We start from the raw sequence: 16359 nt of genomic DNA on the forward strand, positions 1-16359 counted from the left end.
CATTCTCTTGTGCTTCCCACCATGACCGGGCGGGGTGCGCATTCCTTCTAAAGGTCATATATGACGCAAAACGCCGTGACAGCGGCCCATTCATTCGGAGCGCTATGCTTAAACCTGATCAAGTCGAAACGAGCGAACCCAATGCGCTCGATCCGGAAGACGCCGCGCCCCAGCCCGCTACTGATCAGCAATTGTCGGAAGCGTCTCTTTTCAAGACGATAGGGCGTTTGTGGCCCTACATCTGGCCACGCGGCCGGCGGGATCTCGAGCTTCGAGTCGCCGCGGTGTTTGCGCTGCTTGTGGTCAGCAAGCTGTTCAACGCCGCGACGCCATACGCGTTCAAATGGGCGACGGACGCGCTTGCCGAGGGCGGCGCCGGCGTGGCGGGGAAACTCGCAGCCGCTGCGGTCTTTTTCACTTTGATGATGGGTGGAATCCGCATCGCGTCAGTCGTGCTGATGCAGCTGCGCGACGGCATCTTCGCGGCGGTGGCGATGCACGCCGTGCGTCGGCTGGCGACCGACCTCTTCGTGCATATGCATGAGCTGTCGCTGCGCTTTCATATCGGCAGAAAGACTGGCGGACTGACTCGCGTTCTCGAGCGCGGACGCAACGGCATCGAGACGCTGTCGCGCCTCATCATGTCGACCGGCGCCCCGACAGTGCTGGAGATGGCGCTGGTCCTCGGCATTTTTCTCTACCAGTTCGGCTGGCGTTACGGGCTCGTCCTGGTCGCGACTCTCGCCGGATATTTTCTCTATACGGCGCTCGCCACGAACTGGCGGATCGCCATTCGGCGCAGGATGAACGATAGCGACACCGACGCCAATCAGAAGGCGATCGACAGCCTGCTGAACTATGAAACGGTGAAATATTTCGGCGCGGAAGGACGTGAGGCTGAGCGCTACGACAAATCGATGATCCATTATGAGCAGGCCAGTACGCAGTCCTATGTCTCGCTTGCGGTGCTCAACGCCGGCCAGACGGTGATCTTCATCATCGGGCTCACCACCATGATGGTGATGTGCGTTTATGGCATCGAGGCCGGCCGCAATACGGTCGGCGATTTCGTTCTGATCAACCTGATGATGGGGCAGCTGGCGCAGCCCTTGAATTTCATGGGCACCTTCTATCGCGAGGTGCGGCAAGCGATCATCGACATCGAGACCATGTTCTCGATTCTGGCGCAGATCCCCGAGATCTTGGATAAGCCCGGCGCTTCTCCGCTCGTCGTGCGCGAAGGGCGGATCGTTTTCGACAATGTCGCGTTCCACTACGAGGCGAACCGGCCGATCCTCAAAGGCGTGAGCTTTGACGCGCAGCCCGGACAAACGATCGCCATCGTCGGGCCGTCCGGCGCGGGAAAATCGACGATTTCGCGCCTGATGTATCGTTTCTACGAGCCGCAAGGCGGCCGCATCACGATCGACGGACAGAACATACTGGACGTCACGCAGGAAAGCCTGCGCGCGGCGATCGGCATGGTGCCGCAGGACACCGTGCTGTTTAACGATTCGATCGGCTACAACATTCGCTATGGAAGATGGGACGCGAGCGACGAAGAGGTTCGCGAGGCGGCGCGGCTCGCCCAGATCGACCGCTTCATCGAGAGCGTGCCGGAGGCCTATAGCGCGCAGGTCGGCGAGCGCGGGCTGAAGCTTTCCGGCGGCGAGAAGCAGCGCGTCGCGATTGCGCGCACCATTCTAAAAGGTCCGCCGATCCTCATTCTCGATGAAGCGACGTCGGCGCTCGACAGCTTGACGGAACATGAAATTCAGGAGGCGTTGAGGCGGGTCGCGAAAGGCCGCACCACGCTCGTCATCGCGCATCGCCTGTCGACCATCGTCGACGCCGACGAAATCCTGTTTCTGGATCACGGCCGCATCGTCGAACGCGGCACGCATAAGGCGCTGCTGGCGCTTGGCGGCCATTACGCCGGCATGTGGAACCGCCAGCGCGAGGCCGCCGAGGCGCGCGCGAAATTGCTGGAGGCGGAGCGCGAGGAACTGGAGGGGGCGGAGTAGCCGACCGGCGATATGGCGAATTCTGGCCGCTCTTTGGCAAGATCGCTTCTTTGTCGAAGTCTCAGTCGGCGGCAGAGTCGATCTCTCGAGCATCCACGGGCGCGGCGGCTGTGCACGGCTCTTTGCCCGCAAGGCGACGGCGGAAAGCCGCTGCCTGCGCGTTACGCCCGGAGAGGGTCCGATGTCGGGAAGACTTCTGCTCGCCGCGCTTCTCGCCTGCGCATCCGTCAGCATCGCTCAGGCGCAGACAAGGGCGGAACATCCACGCCATTGCGTGATGAGCGTCGGTCCGACGCAAATGATGTTCAGCGCTTTTCAAGAAAATCAGACCGACGAGATTTTCTGCCGGCATGTGCCGACGCTCGGTCCGACGATGATCATCCTCGACGCGCGGCAGATCGAGCTGCGCGACATGAACATCGAAATCCGCTTGCTGCGCAATGTCGGTCAGGCCGATTGGCGCGACGACCTTGACGCCAACACCGTCGCCGTTTTGCCGCCGCAGAAATATTTGGCGGACAAGGGCACGACAAGCTTCACGCATAATTTCGTCAGCGACGGAAGCTATGTCGCTCTCGTCAGGGCGACCAGCGACGACGGCGCCAAGGAATATGTCGGGCAGTATGATTTCTCGGTGGGCGAGGGGGCTCAATGGTCCGCCGTGTTCGGCGTGCTCTCGCTTGTCGGGGCTGGCTCCGCGCTGGCGATGTGGCGGCGCAAGCGCGCGGCGCCCCGGCCACGGTTCGGCCAGGACAAGCCGTCTCCGTCAGCGCTTCGACAGTCGCGTTAGATTGCCATTGACTCGCTTCGTGTAAACGGCGAGCGCGCGTTCGGCGGCGCGATGCGGTTGTCCTGTCGCCATGCTCATCGCGGCTGCGAGGCTGGCTTCGGCCGCAGCTTCGAGCTTTTCGCTCACCATCAAATCGCTTTCGCGTTTGCCATGCGCGCCGCCCGTGGCGATCTTCATCAGCCGCAAGCCGATCACCTGATTGGCCACGAAGCTCATCTTGAGCGTGTCGGAGAAAAGCTTGTTCATTTTCGATCGACGTCTGCGCATGGCGCCCCCCTGCAAACGCAAATAGCGCGGTCGAGGCGTTGTCCAACGGTGCTCCTGAAACATTGCAAGTAACGGGCGCTGCGAGCGGAGCATCGCTAAGCCATCGCCGAGCGCATGCCAAGGCGCTCAACGAACGGATCGAAATCCCTGTTGCTATAGAGCAGCCGCAGACATTTTTCGATGCAACACGTGGCGATGATCGTGTCGACTGTTTTTCTCGACGTGATGCCGAGACCGCGCAGCTGGCGATAGTTTTTTGCCGCACGCAGGGCCTTGCCGCCGAGTTCTATGATCGTCAGCGTGGTCAGGAATTTCTGGGCGCGGTTGAAATCGCGGTCCCAAGAGTTTCATGCGCCGGAGGTGCGAGTCGGCCGCTATCGTTCGCTTCGACGGGGCGCGTTTGACTTGCCCCCTCCCCAGCCCTCCCCCGCCGAAGCGGGAGAGGGAGGAGATTCGGCGCTTCGTCGGGATTTCGCTAGCGTCGATCGTTGGCGTCCCCTCTCCCGCGAAGCGGGGGAGGGACAGGGAGGGGGCCTTCCCGCTTCCATCCCGCCGCCGTCTCCCCCATATTGCCGCCATGGCCTCTCCCCCTAAAAAGCCCAGAGATCCTGCGCGGCCGACGCGCGCCAAGGCGGCGAAGCCGGCGGTGGAGCCGCTTGCGCCGCATCTCATGCAGCTCCTCAATCCGGCGCTCGCGCCCGGGTTCGGCGAGGCGCCGCAGGCCGCCTACGACGCTTCCTCGATCCAGGGCCTCGACGAGGAGGACATCGAGAAATACGGGCTCGGCGAGGGCTTTCACGCCGGTGGGGGTGTTGAGGCGACCGCCGACAGCCTTGCGCAACTGCTGCGCCTTGGCGATCCGAACATTCGTGATCAAAAGCCCTGGACGCCGCATCGGCCCGAGCGGCCGGCCAAGTCCGAAGGCGGCGTGAGGTTCGACCTCGTCTCCGAATACACGCCGAAGGGCGACCAACCTGCGGCGATCGAGGAGCTGGTCAAGGGAATCGCGGCGCAGGAACGCGATCAGGTGCTGCTCGGCGTCACCGGATCGGGCAAGACCTTCACCATGGCGAGCGTGATCGAACGCGTGCAGCGGCCGGCGCTCATTCTCGCGCCGAACAAGACGCTGGCGGCGCAGCTTTACGGCGAGTTCAAGAGCTTCTTTCCCAATAACGCCGTCGAATATTTCGTCTCCTATTACGACTACTACCAGCCCGAGGCCTATGTGCCGCGCTCGGACACCTACATCGAGAAAGAATCCTCGGTGAACGAGCAGATCGACCGCATGCGCCACGCAGCGACGCGCGCGCTGCTCGAGCGCGACGACGTCATCATCGTGGCGTCGGTCTCTTGCATCTACGGCATCGGATCGGTCGAAACCTACACGGCGATGACCTTCTCGGTGACGCTCGGCGAGAAGCTGGAGCAGCGGCAGCTCGTCACCGATCTCGTCGCGCTGCACTACCGCCGCATCGGCGCCGACTTCACCCGCGGAACCTTTCGCGTGCGCGGCGACACCGTCGACATTTTCCCGGCCCACTATGAGGACCGCGCCTGGCGCGTCAGCTTCTTTGGCGATGAGGTGGAGTCGATCTCCGAATTCGATCCTCTGACCGGCAAGAAGACCGTCGACCTCGAATTCGTCAAAGTCTACGCCAATTCGCATTATGTGACGCCGAGGCCGACGCTGCTGCAGTCGATCAAGGCGATCAAGGAAGAATTGCGCGCGCGGCTCGACGAATTGCACCGTTCCGGGCGTCTGGTGGAGGCGCAGCGGCTCGAGCAACGCACCCGCTTCGATATCGAGATGATGGAGGCGACGGGCTCCTGCGCCGGCGTCGAAAATTATTCGCGCTATCTCACCGGCCGCAGGCCGGGCGAGCCGCCGCCGACGCTGTTCGAATATCTCCCGGACAATGCGCTGGTCTTCGCCGACGAGAGCCATGTCAGCATTCCGCAGATCGGCGCGATGTATAAGGGCGACTTCCGCCGCAAGGCGACGCTCGCGGAATATGGATTCCGTCTGCCATCCTGCATGGACAATCGCCCGCTGCGCTTCGAGGAATGGGACGCCATGCGGCCGCAGACCGTTTCGGTTTCGGCGACGCCGGGAAACTGGGAGCTCAATCAGACAGGCGGCGTTTTCGTCGAACAGGTGATTCGCCCGACGGGATTGATCGACCCGCTCGTCGAGGTGCGCCCGGCGCGCGCCCAGGTCGACGATCTTCTCGACGAAGCGCGGGCGACTGCGCAAATCGGCTATCGCTCGCTTGTCACCGTGCTCACCAAGCGCATGGCGGAAGATCTGACCGAATATCTGCATGAGAACGGCGTGCGCGTGCGCTACATGCATTCCGACATCGACACGATCGAGCGCATCGAGATCATCCGCGATCTGCGGCTCGGCGCCTTCGACGTGCTCGTCGGCATCAATCTGCTGCGCGAAGGTTTGGATATCCCCGAATGCGGCCTCGTCGCCATTCTCGACGCCGATAAGGAGGGCTTTCTGCGCTCCGAAACGTCGCTCGTGCAGACGATCGGCCGCGCCGCGCGCAATGTCGACGGCCGCGTCATCCTTTATGCCGATCAGATCACCGGCTCGATGAAGCGAGCGATGGGCGAGACCGACCGCCGACGGGCGAAGCAGGAGGCCTATAACCGCGAGAACAACATCACGCCCGCGTCGATCAAGCGCGGCATCGCCGATATTCTCGGCTCGGTCGCCGAGCAGGATCACGTGACGGTCGACACCGGCTACGACATCGCGCCGGGGCATAATCTCGCGGCCACGATCGCCGATCTGGAAAAGCGCATGAAGGCGGCGGCGGCCGATCTCGCCTTCGAGGAGGCGGCGCGCATGCGCGATGAAATCCAGCGGCTGCAACGCGCCGAATTGCTCGCCGAGGCGAGCCCGCAATTTCGCGCCTCCTTCGGGCGGGGAGGGCGCGGCGCCATACGCCGCGACGAAGATGAAAAGCTCGCGACCCGCGCGCATAAGCCCACCGACGCCGACATGGGGCCGCATAATTTCGGCGGCGGCGAAGCGCGGCCGCTGGGTCGGCTCACGCCGCCGCCGCGCGTCTCGCCGCGTTCTTCGGGCGGCAAGCCCGGCACGCGCACGGTGAAGGGCAAGCCGAAGTGACGCCGCTTCTCCCTTCTCCCGCTTGCGGGAGAAGGTGGCCCTCGTGTCAGCGAGGGTCGGATGAGGGCGCAAATGCGTGACGACACGCCAAGGGAAAGGCTCCGGCAAGCGCGCACGCTTCGTCAGGAAATGACCATAGCGGAAGCGATTCTATGGAAACATCTGCGTGGGCGCGGGCTGCTCGGCATGAAGTTTCGGCGCCAAGTTCCGATTGGTCCTTACATCGCGGATTTCGCCTGTGTGTCTGAGCGCCTGATCATCGAGCTTGACGGTGCGCCGCACGAAAACGCCGAACGGCGGGAGCGAGACCAGAGGCGCGATGATTGGCTCTTGAGCAACGGGTGGCGTGTGTTGCGCTTGTCGAATGAGCGTGTGATCGGAGGCGCGGCGCTGGACGACATATCGAGAGTGCTGAACGCGCCCTCATCCGACCCGGCTTCGCCGGGCCACCTTCTCCCGTAAACGGGAGAAGGAATCGCGCCCCTCAACTCCCTGGTTCACAAATCCTTCGTTCTCGATTAGGGTCCGCGCCGAGTCCGCTCCCCGGCCGGGGTAGCGGGTTTTTCGCTTTTTTCGCGCTATCTAAGCCGCGCGGCCAAACTCGCGGCGAGAGCGCCTCACAAGGAACCACATGGCCAAGGAAGAACTGCTCGAATTTCCCGGCGTCGTCACCGAACTGCTGCCGAGCGCGATGTTTCGCGTCAAGCTCGAAAACGACCACGAAATCATCGCCCATACCGCCGGCAAAATGCGCAAGAACCGCATCCGCGTGTTGACTGGCGATAAGGTGCTTGTCGAGATGACCCCTTATGATTTGACCAAAGGGCGTATAACATATCGTTTCCGGTAATTTTCTTTTTGGCGGAGCGACGTTCTTGACAGCCAATCCTCCAATCGCCCGTCCCAAGCTCGTTCTCGCATCAGCTTCGCCGAGGCGCCTGGCGCTGTTGCAGCAGGCGGGACTCGACGCCGACGCCCTGCTGCCGGCCGACATCGATGAGACGCCGCACCGCGGAGAATCGCCGCGCGCCTACGCCACCCGAATCGCCAGCGAGAAGGCCGCTGCTGCGGTGAAGCTGCGCGCGACGCAGCCCGAGCTGAAGGAAGCCTTTCTGATCGCCGCCGACACGGTCGTCGCCGTCGGCCGGCGCATCCTGCCTAAGGCCGAGACGCGAGAGGAGGCCGAGGAGTGCCTGCAGCTGCTCTCGGGGCGCCAGCATCGGGTCTTTTCGGCGGTGAGCCTGATCACGCCGCGCGGCTATGAGCGCAGGCGTCTCGTCGAGGCGCGGCTGCGGTTCAAGCGCCTCGGCTCGACCGAGATCGAAGCCTATCTCTCAACTGGCGAGTGGCGCGGCAAGGCGGGCGGCTACGCCATTCAGGGACGCGCCGGCGTGTTTCTGGTGAAGATCGTCGGATCCTATACGGCCGTCGTCGGCCTGCCGCTGCATGAGACGGTGTCGCTCCTCGCAGGCGAGGGATATCCGGTGCTCGCGCCGTGGTTCGCGATGGCGTGACGCCGAGCTAAGCCCCGAGATAGCGTCGCGAGAATCGCGCGCCGAGCCGCGTGAGAATCTCATAGCCGATGGTGCCGGCGCGCGACGCCGCTTCCTCGAGGCAAATGCCGTCGCCCAGCAGCTCGACCCATTCGCCGCGCTGCGCGGCCTCGTGCGGCGCCTCGGAAACGTCCAGCACGACATAATCCATCGATACGCGGCCGATGAAGGGGCAGCGGACTCCGCCGACGAGCGCTTCGCCTGTCGGCTTTTCAGTGCAAGAGGCGGCCCCGACCGGCACGCCGTCCGCATAGCCGACGCCGATCGTCGCGATGCGCGTGCGCTTTGGCGCCGACCATAGCGCGTCATAGCCGACGCAGGCGCCTGGCTCGATCTCTCGCGTTGAGAGAATGCGCGCGCTGAGCCGCGCGACCGGCCGCACCGGGCATTCGGCGTAAGGCGTGGGGTTGCCGCCAAACAGCGCGTAACCGGGACGAACGAGATCGAAATGCGGGCGCTGCGGCAAGAAGACGGCCGAGGAATTCGCCATAGACGCCGGAATCTCGGCGAAGCGCGCGCGGGCGTCGAGGAACGCCTCGATCTGCCGGGCGTTGCAGGGGGCGTCGCGCAGTTGCGAACTGACGAAATGGCTCATCACCAGCGTAGGCGCGATGTGGCGCGCGCGCTCGGCCGCCTGCGCCGCCTCGCTGATCGGAATTCCGAAGCGATTCATCCCCGTGTCGAAATGGATCGCGGCTTTGGGCTTGCGCCCAGTCGCCGCCCATTCGTCGATTTCGCCCAGCGAACCCAAGGCCGGGATAAGATCGGCGGCGACGAGGCGCGGCGCCGCGCCGGGCACGAGCCCGTCCAGCACATAGATGGTCGCGTCGTTGGCGACGGCCCGGGCCGCTTCGCCTTCGACGACATTGGCGACGAAAAAGGTTCGGCAGCCGGCTGAGAGCAGCGCGCCCATCGCGGGCGCGAGCCCCAAGCCATAGGCGTCGGCCTTCACCACCGCGCCGCATTCCGCGCCGCCGGCCAGCCGAGCCATCGTGCGCCAATTATCGGCGAGGGCGGCGAGGTCGACGATCAGAACGCCGGTCTCCGCCGGGTCCGAAGGCTCGGTCCGGGGCCGCAGGCGCGCAGCGGGTTCGTTGATTCCCATCTCGCCGCCATTTTAGGCCGCAAAAGGCGGCGTCCAGATGGCGACGGCATTCTACGCTGAATTTGGCAGAAGACATTCGAATTTCGCGCGCACCTCGGGCGGCAGGCGGCGCGCACGGCCGGCTTCGACGCACACGATCCTTACTTTGGCGCGGACAAGCAGTTCCGCCTGCCGCAAAACCCGCTGCTCAAGCGTGAGCGAGGCGCCGCCGAGCTCAAGAATCACGGTTTCGACGGTCAGCAGGTCGTCCATCGTCGCGGGCTTTTGAAAGTCGACGTCCATCGACCGGACGACGAAAAAAATCGGTGCGCCGGCTGCGCCCTCGAGCAGCGCCTTCTGATCGAGCCCGAGGGAACGCAACATCTCGGTGCGCGCCCGCTCCATGAAGCGCAAATAGGAGGCGTGATAGACGAGTCCGGAAAAATCCGTGTCTTCGTAATAGACGCGAATGGACAGGGATTGACATGGCGCGATCGTCGTCATTCTGCGTTCGGCTGGCGGCTAGGTTGGAGTTTCATCAAAGAGGCGGGATTGGCTTGAACGGGGCTGTTCTTGATACTGAGCGAAACAATCGCATTTATAGGCATACGCTCTCAGGCGGCGAAGAGCGTCGCTCGCGCGCCAAGGCGCGTCGCAACAATAACCGAGGAGCTTCCACATGTCTTTCCAGATTGGCGACACCGCGCCGGATTTCGAAGCCGACACGACGCAAGGACATATCAAGTTTCATGATTGGATTGGAAATTCCTGGTGCATTCTGTTCTCGCATCCGAAGGATTTCACGCCGGTCTGCACGACCGAACTTGGCTACATGGCCAAACTCGAGCCCGAATTTAAGCGACGCAACGTCAAAATCATCGGTTTGAGCGTCGATCCGGTTGACAATCACGCCAAATGGGCGGTCGACATCGAGGAAACTCAGGGCGCGAAGCCGACTTATCCGATGATCGGCGACCCGGACCTGCGCATCTCCAAGCTCTACGGAATGTTGCCCGCGAGCGCGGGGGGCGACGCCAGCGTCAGGACGCCGGCCGACAACCAGACGGTGCGCAACATCTTCGTCATCGGTCCCGACAAGAAGATCAAGCTCATAATGGTCTATCCGATGACGACCGGCCGCAACTTCGATGAAGTGCTCCGCATCATCGACTCGCTGCAATTGACCGCCGCACACAAGGTCGCGACGCCCGTCAACTGGCGGCCGGGCGACGACGTCATCATCGCCGGCTCAGTCTCGGACGAGGAAGCCAAAAAGATCTATCCAGACGGCTGGAACGCGCCGCGGCCCTATCTTCGCATTGTTCCGCAACCGAAATGATGCGCGGCAGGCGCAGGAACGCGCGCGATGATCTTCAGGCAATTGTTCGATAGCGTCTCCAGCACCTACAGCTACCTCCTCGCCGGCCATCGCGGCGGGGAGGCGCTGATCATTGATCCGGTGCTCGACAAGGTTGATCGCTATCTGCAGCTGATGCGCGAACTCGATCTTCGGCTGGTCAAGGCGCTCGACACGCACACCCACGCCGATCATATCACCGGCCTCGGCGCGCTCCGCGACCGCACGCACTGCATCACGGTGATGGGCGAGCGCAGCAACGCCGATGTGGTGTCGATGCGCGTTCGCGAAGGCGAGCGCATCCGCATTCCGGGCGTCGAGCTCGATGTTCTCTATACGCCCGGACACACCGACGATTCATACAGCTTTATGATGGCCGACCGGGTGTTCACCGGCGACACGCTGTTGATCCGCGGCACGGGCCGCACTGACTTTCAGAACGGCGACGCGCGGGCGCAGTACGAGTCGCTTTTCGGCAAGCTGTTGAAGCTTCCCGACTCGACGCTTGTCTATCCTGCGCACGACTATAAGGGCGATACGGTCAGCACAATCGGCGAGGAACGGGCGTTCAATCCGCGTTTGCAGGTCAAATCCATCGATGAATATGTCGCGCTGATGGACAGTCTGCATTTGCCCAATCCCAAAATGATGGACGTCGCGGTGCCGGCGAACATTCACATCGGATTGCATCAGGAGGACATCGCGCGGCGCGGCTGGTCGTTGACGCCGCAGGAGGCGCTCGAAGTGCTCGGTCAGCCCTCAACGGCTCTCGTCGATCTGCGCGAGGCGCGCGAGCGCGAAGTTCATGGCGTCATCCCCGGCTCGCTGCATATGCCCTATGACGAACTCGACGAGAATATTCGCGATGGCGGGCTGCTGCATGAGCTGGCGGTCGCAACCGGCAAGCGCATCTTTTTTTATTGCGCCTTCGGCGAGCGTTCGGCGATGGCGGTCGAGGCCGCGCAGCAAGCGGGATTAACTTCGGCGCGCCATATTCAGGGCGGCCTCGACGCCTGGATAAAGGCCGGCGGTCCGCTCGTAGGTTAATTCAGACATTGGGCTTCCTCATCCTGAGGAGCGTGCGCAGCACGCGTCTCGAAGGATGAGGGTGAGGAAAACAATCCTTCACCCGATTCCCCTGTGGCGCGATCGCGTTGCCTCGTACGAAGGAGCTGGAAAGCGTAGCTTGAGACGCCATGTACGTTCCTACGGAGTGTGCATCATGAACTCGAAATTTCTAAGCCGCGCGCTGAAGGCGCTGGAGCATGCCGGCGAGATCGCCGCCGTTCTCTTATTTGGCGTAATGATTTATTTCGTGCTCACCGCGTGATCGCCGGTTAGTCTTCGCCTTCGCCAAACAATCCGAACTGCGAAGCCGGGCGCGCCGGCTCGGCGAGGCCAAGGTGACGGAAAGCGTGCGGCGTCAGCAAGCGCCCGCGCGGCGTGCGCTGCAGGAAGCCCTGCTGCAAGAGAAACGGCTCGATGATGTCCTCGATCGCGTCGCGCGGCTCCGACAGCGCCGCGGCGATCGTCTCGATGCCGACCGGGCCGCCGCCGAAACTGACGGCCACCAGATTGAGATAGCGCCGATCCATGACGTCGAGGCCGATCGAATCGACTTCGAGGAGCGACAGAGCGTGATCGGCGAGTTTGCGGGTGATTGATCCGACGCCATCGACCACGGCGAAATCGCGCACGCGTCGCAGAAGCCGGCCGGCGATGCGGGGCGTGCCGCGCGAGCGGCGCGCGATTTCCTTCGCGCCCGAGGTGTCGACGCCGATCCCCAGCACGCGCGCGCCGCGCTTGACGATCAACTCCAATTCTTCCGCCGTGTAGAAATTCAGCCGTACAGGAATGCCGAAGCGGTCGCGCAGCGGCGTGGTCAGGAGGCCGGCGCGCGTCGTCGCGCCGACGAGGGTGAATTTTGAAAGGTCGATCTTCACCGAACGCGCCGCCGGACCTTCGCCGATGATCAGGTCAAGCTGGAAATCCTCCATGGCCGGATAAAGGATTTCCTCCACCGCCGGATTGAGCCGGTGAATTTCGTCGATGAACAGCACGTCGCGCGGCTCGAGGTTGGTGAGCAGCGCCGCGAGGTCGCCGGCCTTGGCGATGACGGGGCCGGAGGTGGAGCGAAAATTGACGCCAAGCTCGCGCGCGACGATCTGCGCCAGCGTGGTCTTGCCCAGCCCCGGCGGGCCGACGAGCAGCACATGATCGAGCGCGTCGCCGCGCGTCTTGGCGGCCTCGATGAAGACCTTGAGATTGGCGCGCGCCGCCTCCTGGCCGGTGAAATCTGCAAGCGACAGCGGGCGCAGCGACGCGTCGGCGTCGTCGTCGCGCTGCGCGGGGCTGACAAGGCGCGCGGGGGTGTTCAAACGGGCGGCTCCCATGCGCTGGCGCAGGCGCTATGCTATGATGCGACAAACGGAGCCGCGCCGTGAATCGCCCGTCCTCGCAATATGAGTATATGTCCCTCGACGATTTCGAGGAACTTCTCCCCGACAAGCCCGCCGACGAGAAGTGGGAGCTGATCGGCGGCCGCGTCGTGCGCATGATGGTCGGCGCGCGCTGGGAGCACAACTACATCATCCAGAATTTGGCGAATGGCATCCGCGAGCGCTTGCGTGCGTCGGGTTCGCCCTGCCGGACCTTGGTTGAGTCGTTTCGGCTGCGTAGCCGCCCGACAGAGTCTTCAACGCTGCCGGACGTGATCGTCCATTGCAGCCCGCTTGAGCCGGGCGCAGCCTATCTGTCCGATCCGACGGTGCTCATCGAAGTGATGTCGGAAGGGAGCAAGGCGCGAGATCGATTCGAGAAATGGGCGGTCTATCAACTGCTGCCGAGCCTGAAGCATTACGTGCTGGTTGAGCGCGACCGCGCCCATATCGAGACTTTTGACCGCGTCGCAGATGAGTGGGGGGGCGTCCGGATCTTTGATGGGCTCGCCGCGACTTTGGAATTGCCGGCGATCGGGGTCGGCGTTCCGCTCGCCGAAATCTACCGCGACGTGATCGGCGCCTGATGCTCGCGCTCAGCGCGCGAGTTCCCGCAGGCCTTGGCGAATCAGCGCGCTCGCCTCGGCGGCTTCGCCAAGCTGTTTTAGGCTCTCGGCCACCGCGGCCGCCGCCTGCGGGCGCCCATAGCCGAGATTGACCAGAGCGGAAATTGCGTCGCGCGCGGCCGACGGCGCGCCTTCCGGCTCCTCGCCGGAGAGCCGCGCCAGGGCGGGGTCGACGGCGCCGAAGGCGGGCGCCTTGTCCTTCAGCTCCGCGACGATGCGCGCGGCGAGCTTGGGCCCGACGCCCGGCGCGCGGGAGACGCTCGCCTTGTCCTGCATGGCGATCGCCGAGGCGAGATCGTTCGCGGGCAGAATTGAAAGGATCGCCAGCGCCACTTTGGCGCCGACGCCTTGCACGGTCTGCAGCAGCCGAAACCAGTCGCGCTCGGCCTCGCTCGCAAAGCCGAAGAGACGGATTGAATCTTCGCGCACCTGCGTTTCGATGGCCAGCGCGGAGGCTTCGCCGACGCGCGGCAGCTTTTGCAGCGTGCGTGTCGAACAATGCACCACATAGCCGACGCCATTGACGTCGAGGATGACGAAATCCTCGCCATAGCTGTCGATGAGGCCTTTGAGCTTGCCGATCATGCCGAAATCCGCAGTCTCGCGCCGCGATGCTGGGCATGGCAGATCGCCACCGCCAGAGCGTCGGCGGCGTCGGCGCTCGTCGCGCCGCTCGCCGGAAGCAACACCCGCACCATCATCTGCACTTGCGTCTTGTCGGCGTGGCCGGCGCCGACGACGGTCTTCTTGACGAGATTGGCGGCGTATTCGGCGATGACGAGGCCGGCGAGCGCGGGGGCGGTCAGCGCCACGCCGCGCGCCTGTCCGAGCTTCAAGGCCGACTGCGGATCGCGATTGACGAAGGTTTCCTCGATCGCCGCTTCATGCGGCGCATGGTCGGCGATGACGCCCATCAGGCCCAAATGCAGCTGCGAAAGCCGCTTGCCCATGTTGAGGCTGGCGTCGGAGCGCACGCGCCCGCAGGCGATGAAGGAGAGCCGCGAGCCCTGCGTCTCGATGACGCCCCAGCCGGTGTTGCGCAGGCCGGGATCAATGCCGAGGATGCGAATCGGGGCAGGGGTCATGCGGCGAGCGTAGGCGGAAAGGGGCGGCGGGGCGAGACTCTTGCGCGTCTCTTGCGGCGTCTCGGACGCTTCAGGGCGGTCGCGTCTCCGGCGGCTCGCGCGTTTTGCCGTCCAGCAGACAGCTGACCGTCACGTCGCCCATGACGTTGATGGCTGTCCGGCAGCGGTCCAGCAGCCAGTCGACGGTAAAGAGCATGGCGATGTAGTCGGTGGGCAGCGCCACCGCCTTGAAGACCATCGTCATCGTCACCAATCCCGCTTCCGGAATGCCGGCTGCGCCGACGGATGCGACGACCGACGTCACCACGACGATGAACTGCTGGCTGAGCGTCAAATGCATGCCGAGCAATTGCGCGACGAACAACGCCGACATCGCTTCATAGAGCGCCGTGCCGTCGTTATTGAAATTCGCGCCCACGAGCGCGCCCATGCTGGCGGACTCCTCGCGCAGCCCGACATTTTCGCGCAGGCGCGCATAGGTCACCGGCATCGTGGCCGTGGAGCTGCCGGTCGAAAACGCCATCACCAACGCGTCGCGCACGCCCCGCAGCAGTTCGAATGGGCGCACCCAGGAACCGAGCCGCACGCGAATGAGGTAATAGCCGGCTTGCAACGTCAGCGCCGCAAGCACGGCGACGACGAAGCCCCCCAATGCGAGGAAATCACCAAAGCCCTTCACGCCGATGATACTGGCGACGATGCCGAAAACGGCCAGCGGCACCAGGTCGATGATCCAGTGCAGAATCGTAATCAGGGTGGTCAGCGCCACGTGAACGAGGTCTTCGACGGTGCGCACCTCATGATGCCGCAGGCTTCTCAGCGCGACGCCCAGCGCCACCGCAATGAAGATGACGCCCATCACCGTGCCATTGTCTGAAAAGGGCCCTCCGATGCTCTTGGGCACGCTGTCCAGGAACTGCGCGAGAGGATCGGCGCCAGCGGCAGCCTTGGCGGGCGCGTGCGCCGGCGCGGGGCTCCACCATGAACCGGGCTGAAGAACGTTGGCGACAAGGAGGCCGATGCCGATCGCCACCAGCGTATTCGTCAACAGCAGCGTCACCAGCCGCAGCGCCTGCCGCCCGCCAAGATGCGCCCGCATCAGCGCCTGCATGATCGCCAGCAGAATCAGCGGAGGGGCAAGCGCCCCCAGGAGCCGCAGGACGAGCTTTGCGGGAATTTCGAGCGCCGCCGCCTGGTCGCCAAGCGTGACGCCAACGATCAGCCCCAGCGCCACGGCCCCCAGAATGCGCAGATAAAGGGGCGTCGCGCGCCACCAGCCGAGGACGCCCTGGCGGCCGGTCGTTCGTTCCGCATCTTGTGAGATCAACTGGGACGATCCTTGTCTTGGCGAAAGACAGCAATTGCGCGGTTGGCGTCAGAATGAGAGCTTTTCGGCCCTCGTCGGCTTGCGATCAAGCCTCCGCCTTCGTCACCGCGTCCGCCACGGCGTCAAACGCCAGCATCGTCGACCCATGCCGGGCCTTGTAGTCGCGCACCGGCTCCAGCACCGCGAGGTCGGCCCATTTGCCGGTCGGCGGCGGGCCGTTCTCCTTGAGCATTCTGCGCAGCGCGTCGCGCGCCTCGCGCAGCTCCTGCGGCGTGGAGCCGACCACGTTGCGCGCCATGATCGAGGCCGACGCCTGGCCCAGCGCGCAGGCCTTCAGCTCATGCGCATAATCGGCCACTTTGCCGTCTTCCAGCCTCAGATCGACGGTGATCGTCGAGCCGCAGAGTTTGGAATAGGCCGAGGCGGTCGCGTCCGGGCGCGGCAGCCGGCCGATGCGCGGAATGTTTCCGGCAAGCTCCAGAATGCGTTGATTGTAAATGTTGTCGAGCATCGCCGCCGGTGCATCCAAGCCAAGGCCTTACCATCGCCTTGGTAAATCTCTATATAGGATTTCGCGCGTCCTCGCGAAAGCGATCGCCGCGCCGGGGCCGTCCACGGCCCTGTTCGTCTCGAATTCTCGTGATCTCGGCACCATCAGGAGAGGGC

General features: G+C 63.9%; 18 protein-coding genes. 10 read left to right on the plus strand and 8 right to left on the minus strand.

What is annotated here, in order from left to right; all coding sequences use genetic code 11:
* The first annotated feature begins 104 nt into the window (after window positions 1–104).
* Together IYY11_RS22175 and IYY11_RS22180 are read left to right on the plus strand one after the other, a co-directional pair.
* Window positions 105–2024: an ABC transporter ATP-binding protein/permease gene (locus tag IYY11_RS22175; RefSeq protein WP_196405862.1), complete on the plus strand. Its 1920-nt coding sequence runs from the start codon at window positions 105–107 to the stop codon at window positions 2022–2024.
* Window positions 2025–2205: 181 nt separating this feature from the next.
* Window positions 2206–2814 carry a hypothetical protein gene (locus IYY11_RS22180; RefSeq protein ID WP_196405863.1) on the plus strand — a complete coding sequence of 203 codons (609 nt, stop codon included), beginning with the start codon at window positions 2206–2208 and terminating at the stop codon, window positions 2812–2814.
* Here the strand turns inward: IYY11_RS22180 and IYY11_RS22185 are convergent.
* Complete coding sequence (locus tag IYY11_RS22185) at window positions 2791–3060, minus strand: hypothetical protein (RefSeq protein WP_018407845.1); 270 nt, start codon at window positions 3058–3060, stop codon at window positions 2791–2793. The two genes, IYY11_RS22180 and IYY11_RS22185, sit on opposite strands and share 24 nt — an antisense overlap.
* A 59-nt stretch (window positions 3061–3119) precedes the next feature.
* On the opposite strand from IYY11_RS22185, the gene IYY11_RS22190 reads away from it, so the two are divergent.
* From IYY11_RS22190 to IYY11_RS22210, 5 genes are all read left to right on the plus strand, one after another.
* Window positions 3120–3485 carry a hypothetical protein gene (locus IYY11_RS22190; RefSeq protein ID WP_196405864.1) on the plus strand — a complete coding sequence of 122 codons (366 nt, stop codon included), beginning with the start codon at window positions 3120–3122 and terminating at the stop codon, window positions 3483–3485.
* 173 nt (window positions 3486–3658) lie between these two features.
* Window positions 3659–6223: an excinuclease ABC subunit UvrB gene (uvrB, locus tag IYY11_RS22195; protein WP_196405865.1), complete on the plus strand. Its 2565-nt coding sequence runs from the start codon at window positions 3659–3661 to the stop codon at window positions 6221–6223.
* 72 nt (window positions 6224–6295) lie between these two features.
* Window positions 6296–6685 (plus strand): endonuclease domain-containing protein, encoded by a 390-nt coding sequence (locus IYY11_RS22200; protein ID WP_196405866.1) that lies wholly within the window; start codon window positions 6296–6298, stop codon window positions 6683–6685.
* Window positions 6686–6854: 169 nt separating this feature from the next.
* Window positions 6855–7073, plus strand: a complete 219-nt coding sequence (gene infA / locus IYY11_RS22205) for a translation initiation factor IF-1 (protein ID WP_014890360.1) — start codon at window positions 6855–6857, stop codon at window positions 7071–7073.
* Between the two features lie 25 nt (window positions 7074–7098).
* Window positions 7099–7737: a Maf family nucleotide pyrophosphatase gene (locus IYY11_RS22210; RefSeq protein WP_196405867.1), complete on the plus strand. Its 639-nt coding sequence runs from the start codon at window positions 7099–7101 to the stop codon at window positions 7735–7737.
* Between the two features lie 7 nt (window positions 7738–7744).
* On the opposite strand, the gene alr is transcribed toward IYY11_RS22210, so the two are convergent.
* A complete protein-coding gene (alr, locus tag IYY11_RS22215) occupies window positions 7745–8881 on the minus strand; it encodes an alanine racemase (RefSeq protein ID WP_196405868.1) in 1137 nt (378 codons plus the stop codon).
* A gap of 51 nt (window positions 8882–8932) precedes the next feature.
* Window positions 8933–9364 (minus strand): tol-pal system-associated acyl-CoA thioesterase, encoded by a 432-nt coding sequence (ybgC, locus tag IYY11_RS22220; RefSeq protein WP_196405869.1) that lies wholly within the window; start codon window positions 9362–9364, stop codon window positions 8933–8935.
* 175 nt (window positions 9365–9539) lie between these two features.
* Between ybgC and IYY11_RS22225 the strand changes: the two genes are divergently transcribed.
* Both IYY11_RS22225 and IYY11_RS22230 read left to right on the plus strand, forming a co-directional pair.
* Window positions 9540–10199 (plus strand): peroxiredoxin, encoded by a 660-nt coding sequence (locus tag IYY11_RS22225; protein WP_196405870.1) that lies wholly within the window; start codon window positions 9540–9542, stop codon window positions 10197–10199.
* A gap of 27 nt (window positions 10200–10226) precedes the next feature.
* Window positions 10227–11264: an MBL fold metallo-hydrolase gene (locus tag IYY11_RS22230; protein WP_196405871.1), complete on the plus strand. Its 1038-nt coding sequence runs from the start codon at window positions 10227–10229 to the stop codon at window positions 11262–11264.
* Window positions 11265–11554: 290 nt separating this feature from the next.
* Here the strand turns inward: IYY11_RS22230 and ruvB are convergent, their stop codons facing one another.
* Window positions 11555–12610, minus strand: a complete 1056-nt coding sequence (gene ruvB, locus IYY11_RS22235) for a Holliday junction branch migration DNA helicase RuvB (protein WP_196405872.1) — start codon at window positions 12608–12610, stop codon at window positions 11555–11557.
* Window positions 12611–12657: 47 nt separating this feature from the next.
* On the opposite strand from ruvB, the gene IYY11_RS22240 reads away from it, so the two are divergent.
* Window positions 12658–13242 carry a Uma2 family endonuclease gene (locus IYY11_RS22240; protein ID WP_196405873.1) on the plus strand — a complete coding sequence of 195 codons (585 nt, stop codon included), beginning with the start codon at window positions 12658–12660 and terminating at the stop codon, window positions 13240–13242.
* 9 nt (window positions 13243–13251) lie between these two features.
* On the opposite strand, the gene ruvA is transcribed toward IYY11_RS22240, so the two are convergent.
* The 4 genes from ruvA to IYY11_RS22260 form a co-directional block, all read right to left on the minus strand.
* Window positions 13252–13866, minus strand: a complete 615-nt coding sequence (gene ruvA, locus IYY11_RS22245) for a Holliday junction branch migration protein RuvA (protein WP_196405874.1) — start codon at window positions 13864–13866, stop codon at window positions 13252–13254.
* Complete coding sequence (ruvC, locus tag IYY11_RS22250; protein ID WP_196405875.1) at window positions 13863–14366, minus strand: crossover junction endodeoxyribonuclease RuvC; 504 nt, start codon at window positions 14364–14366, stop codon at window positions 13863–13865. The genes ruvA and ruvC overlap by 4 nt, the downstream gene beginning before the upstream one ends.
* A 70-nt stretch (window positions 14367–14436) precedes the next feature.
* A complete protein-coding gene (locus tag IYY11_RS22255) occupies window positions 14437–15693 on the minus strand; it encodes a dicarboxylate/amino acid:cation symporter (RefSeq protein ID WP_196405876.1) in 1257 nt (418 codons plus the stop codon).
* A gap of 85 nt (window positions 15694–15778) precedes the next feature.
* Window positions 15779–16204: an iron-sulfur cluster assembly scaffold protein gene (locus IYY11_RS22260; RefSeq protein WP_175093116.1), complete on the minus strand. Its 426-nt coding sequence runs from the start codon at window positions 16202–16204 to the stop codon at window positions 15779–15781.
* Between the last annotated feature and the right edge of the window lie 155 nt (window positions 16205–16359).

Origin of the sequence: Methylocystis sp. H62 (genome assembly GCF_015709515.1) — a bacterium.
In the GTDB taxonomy this organism is placed as follows: Bacteria; Pseudomonadota; Alphaproteobacteria; order Rhizobiales; family Beijerinckiaceae; genus Methylocystis.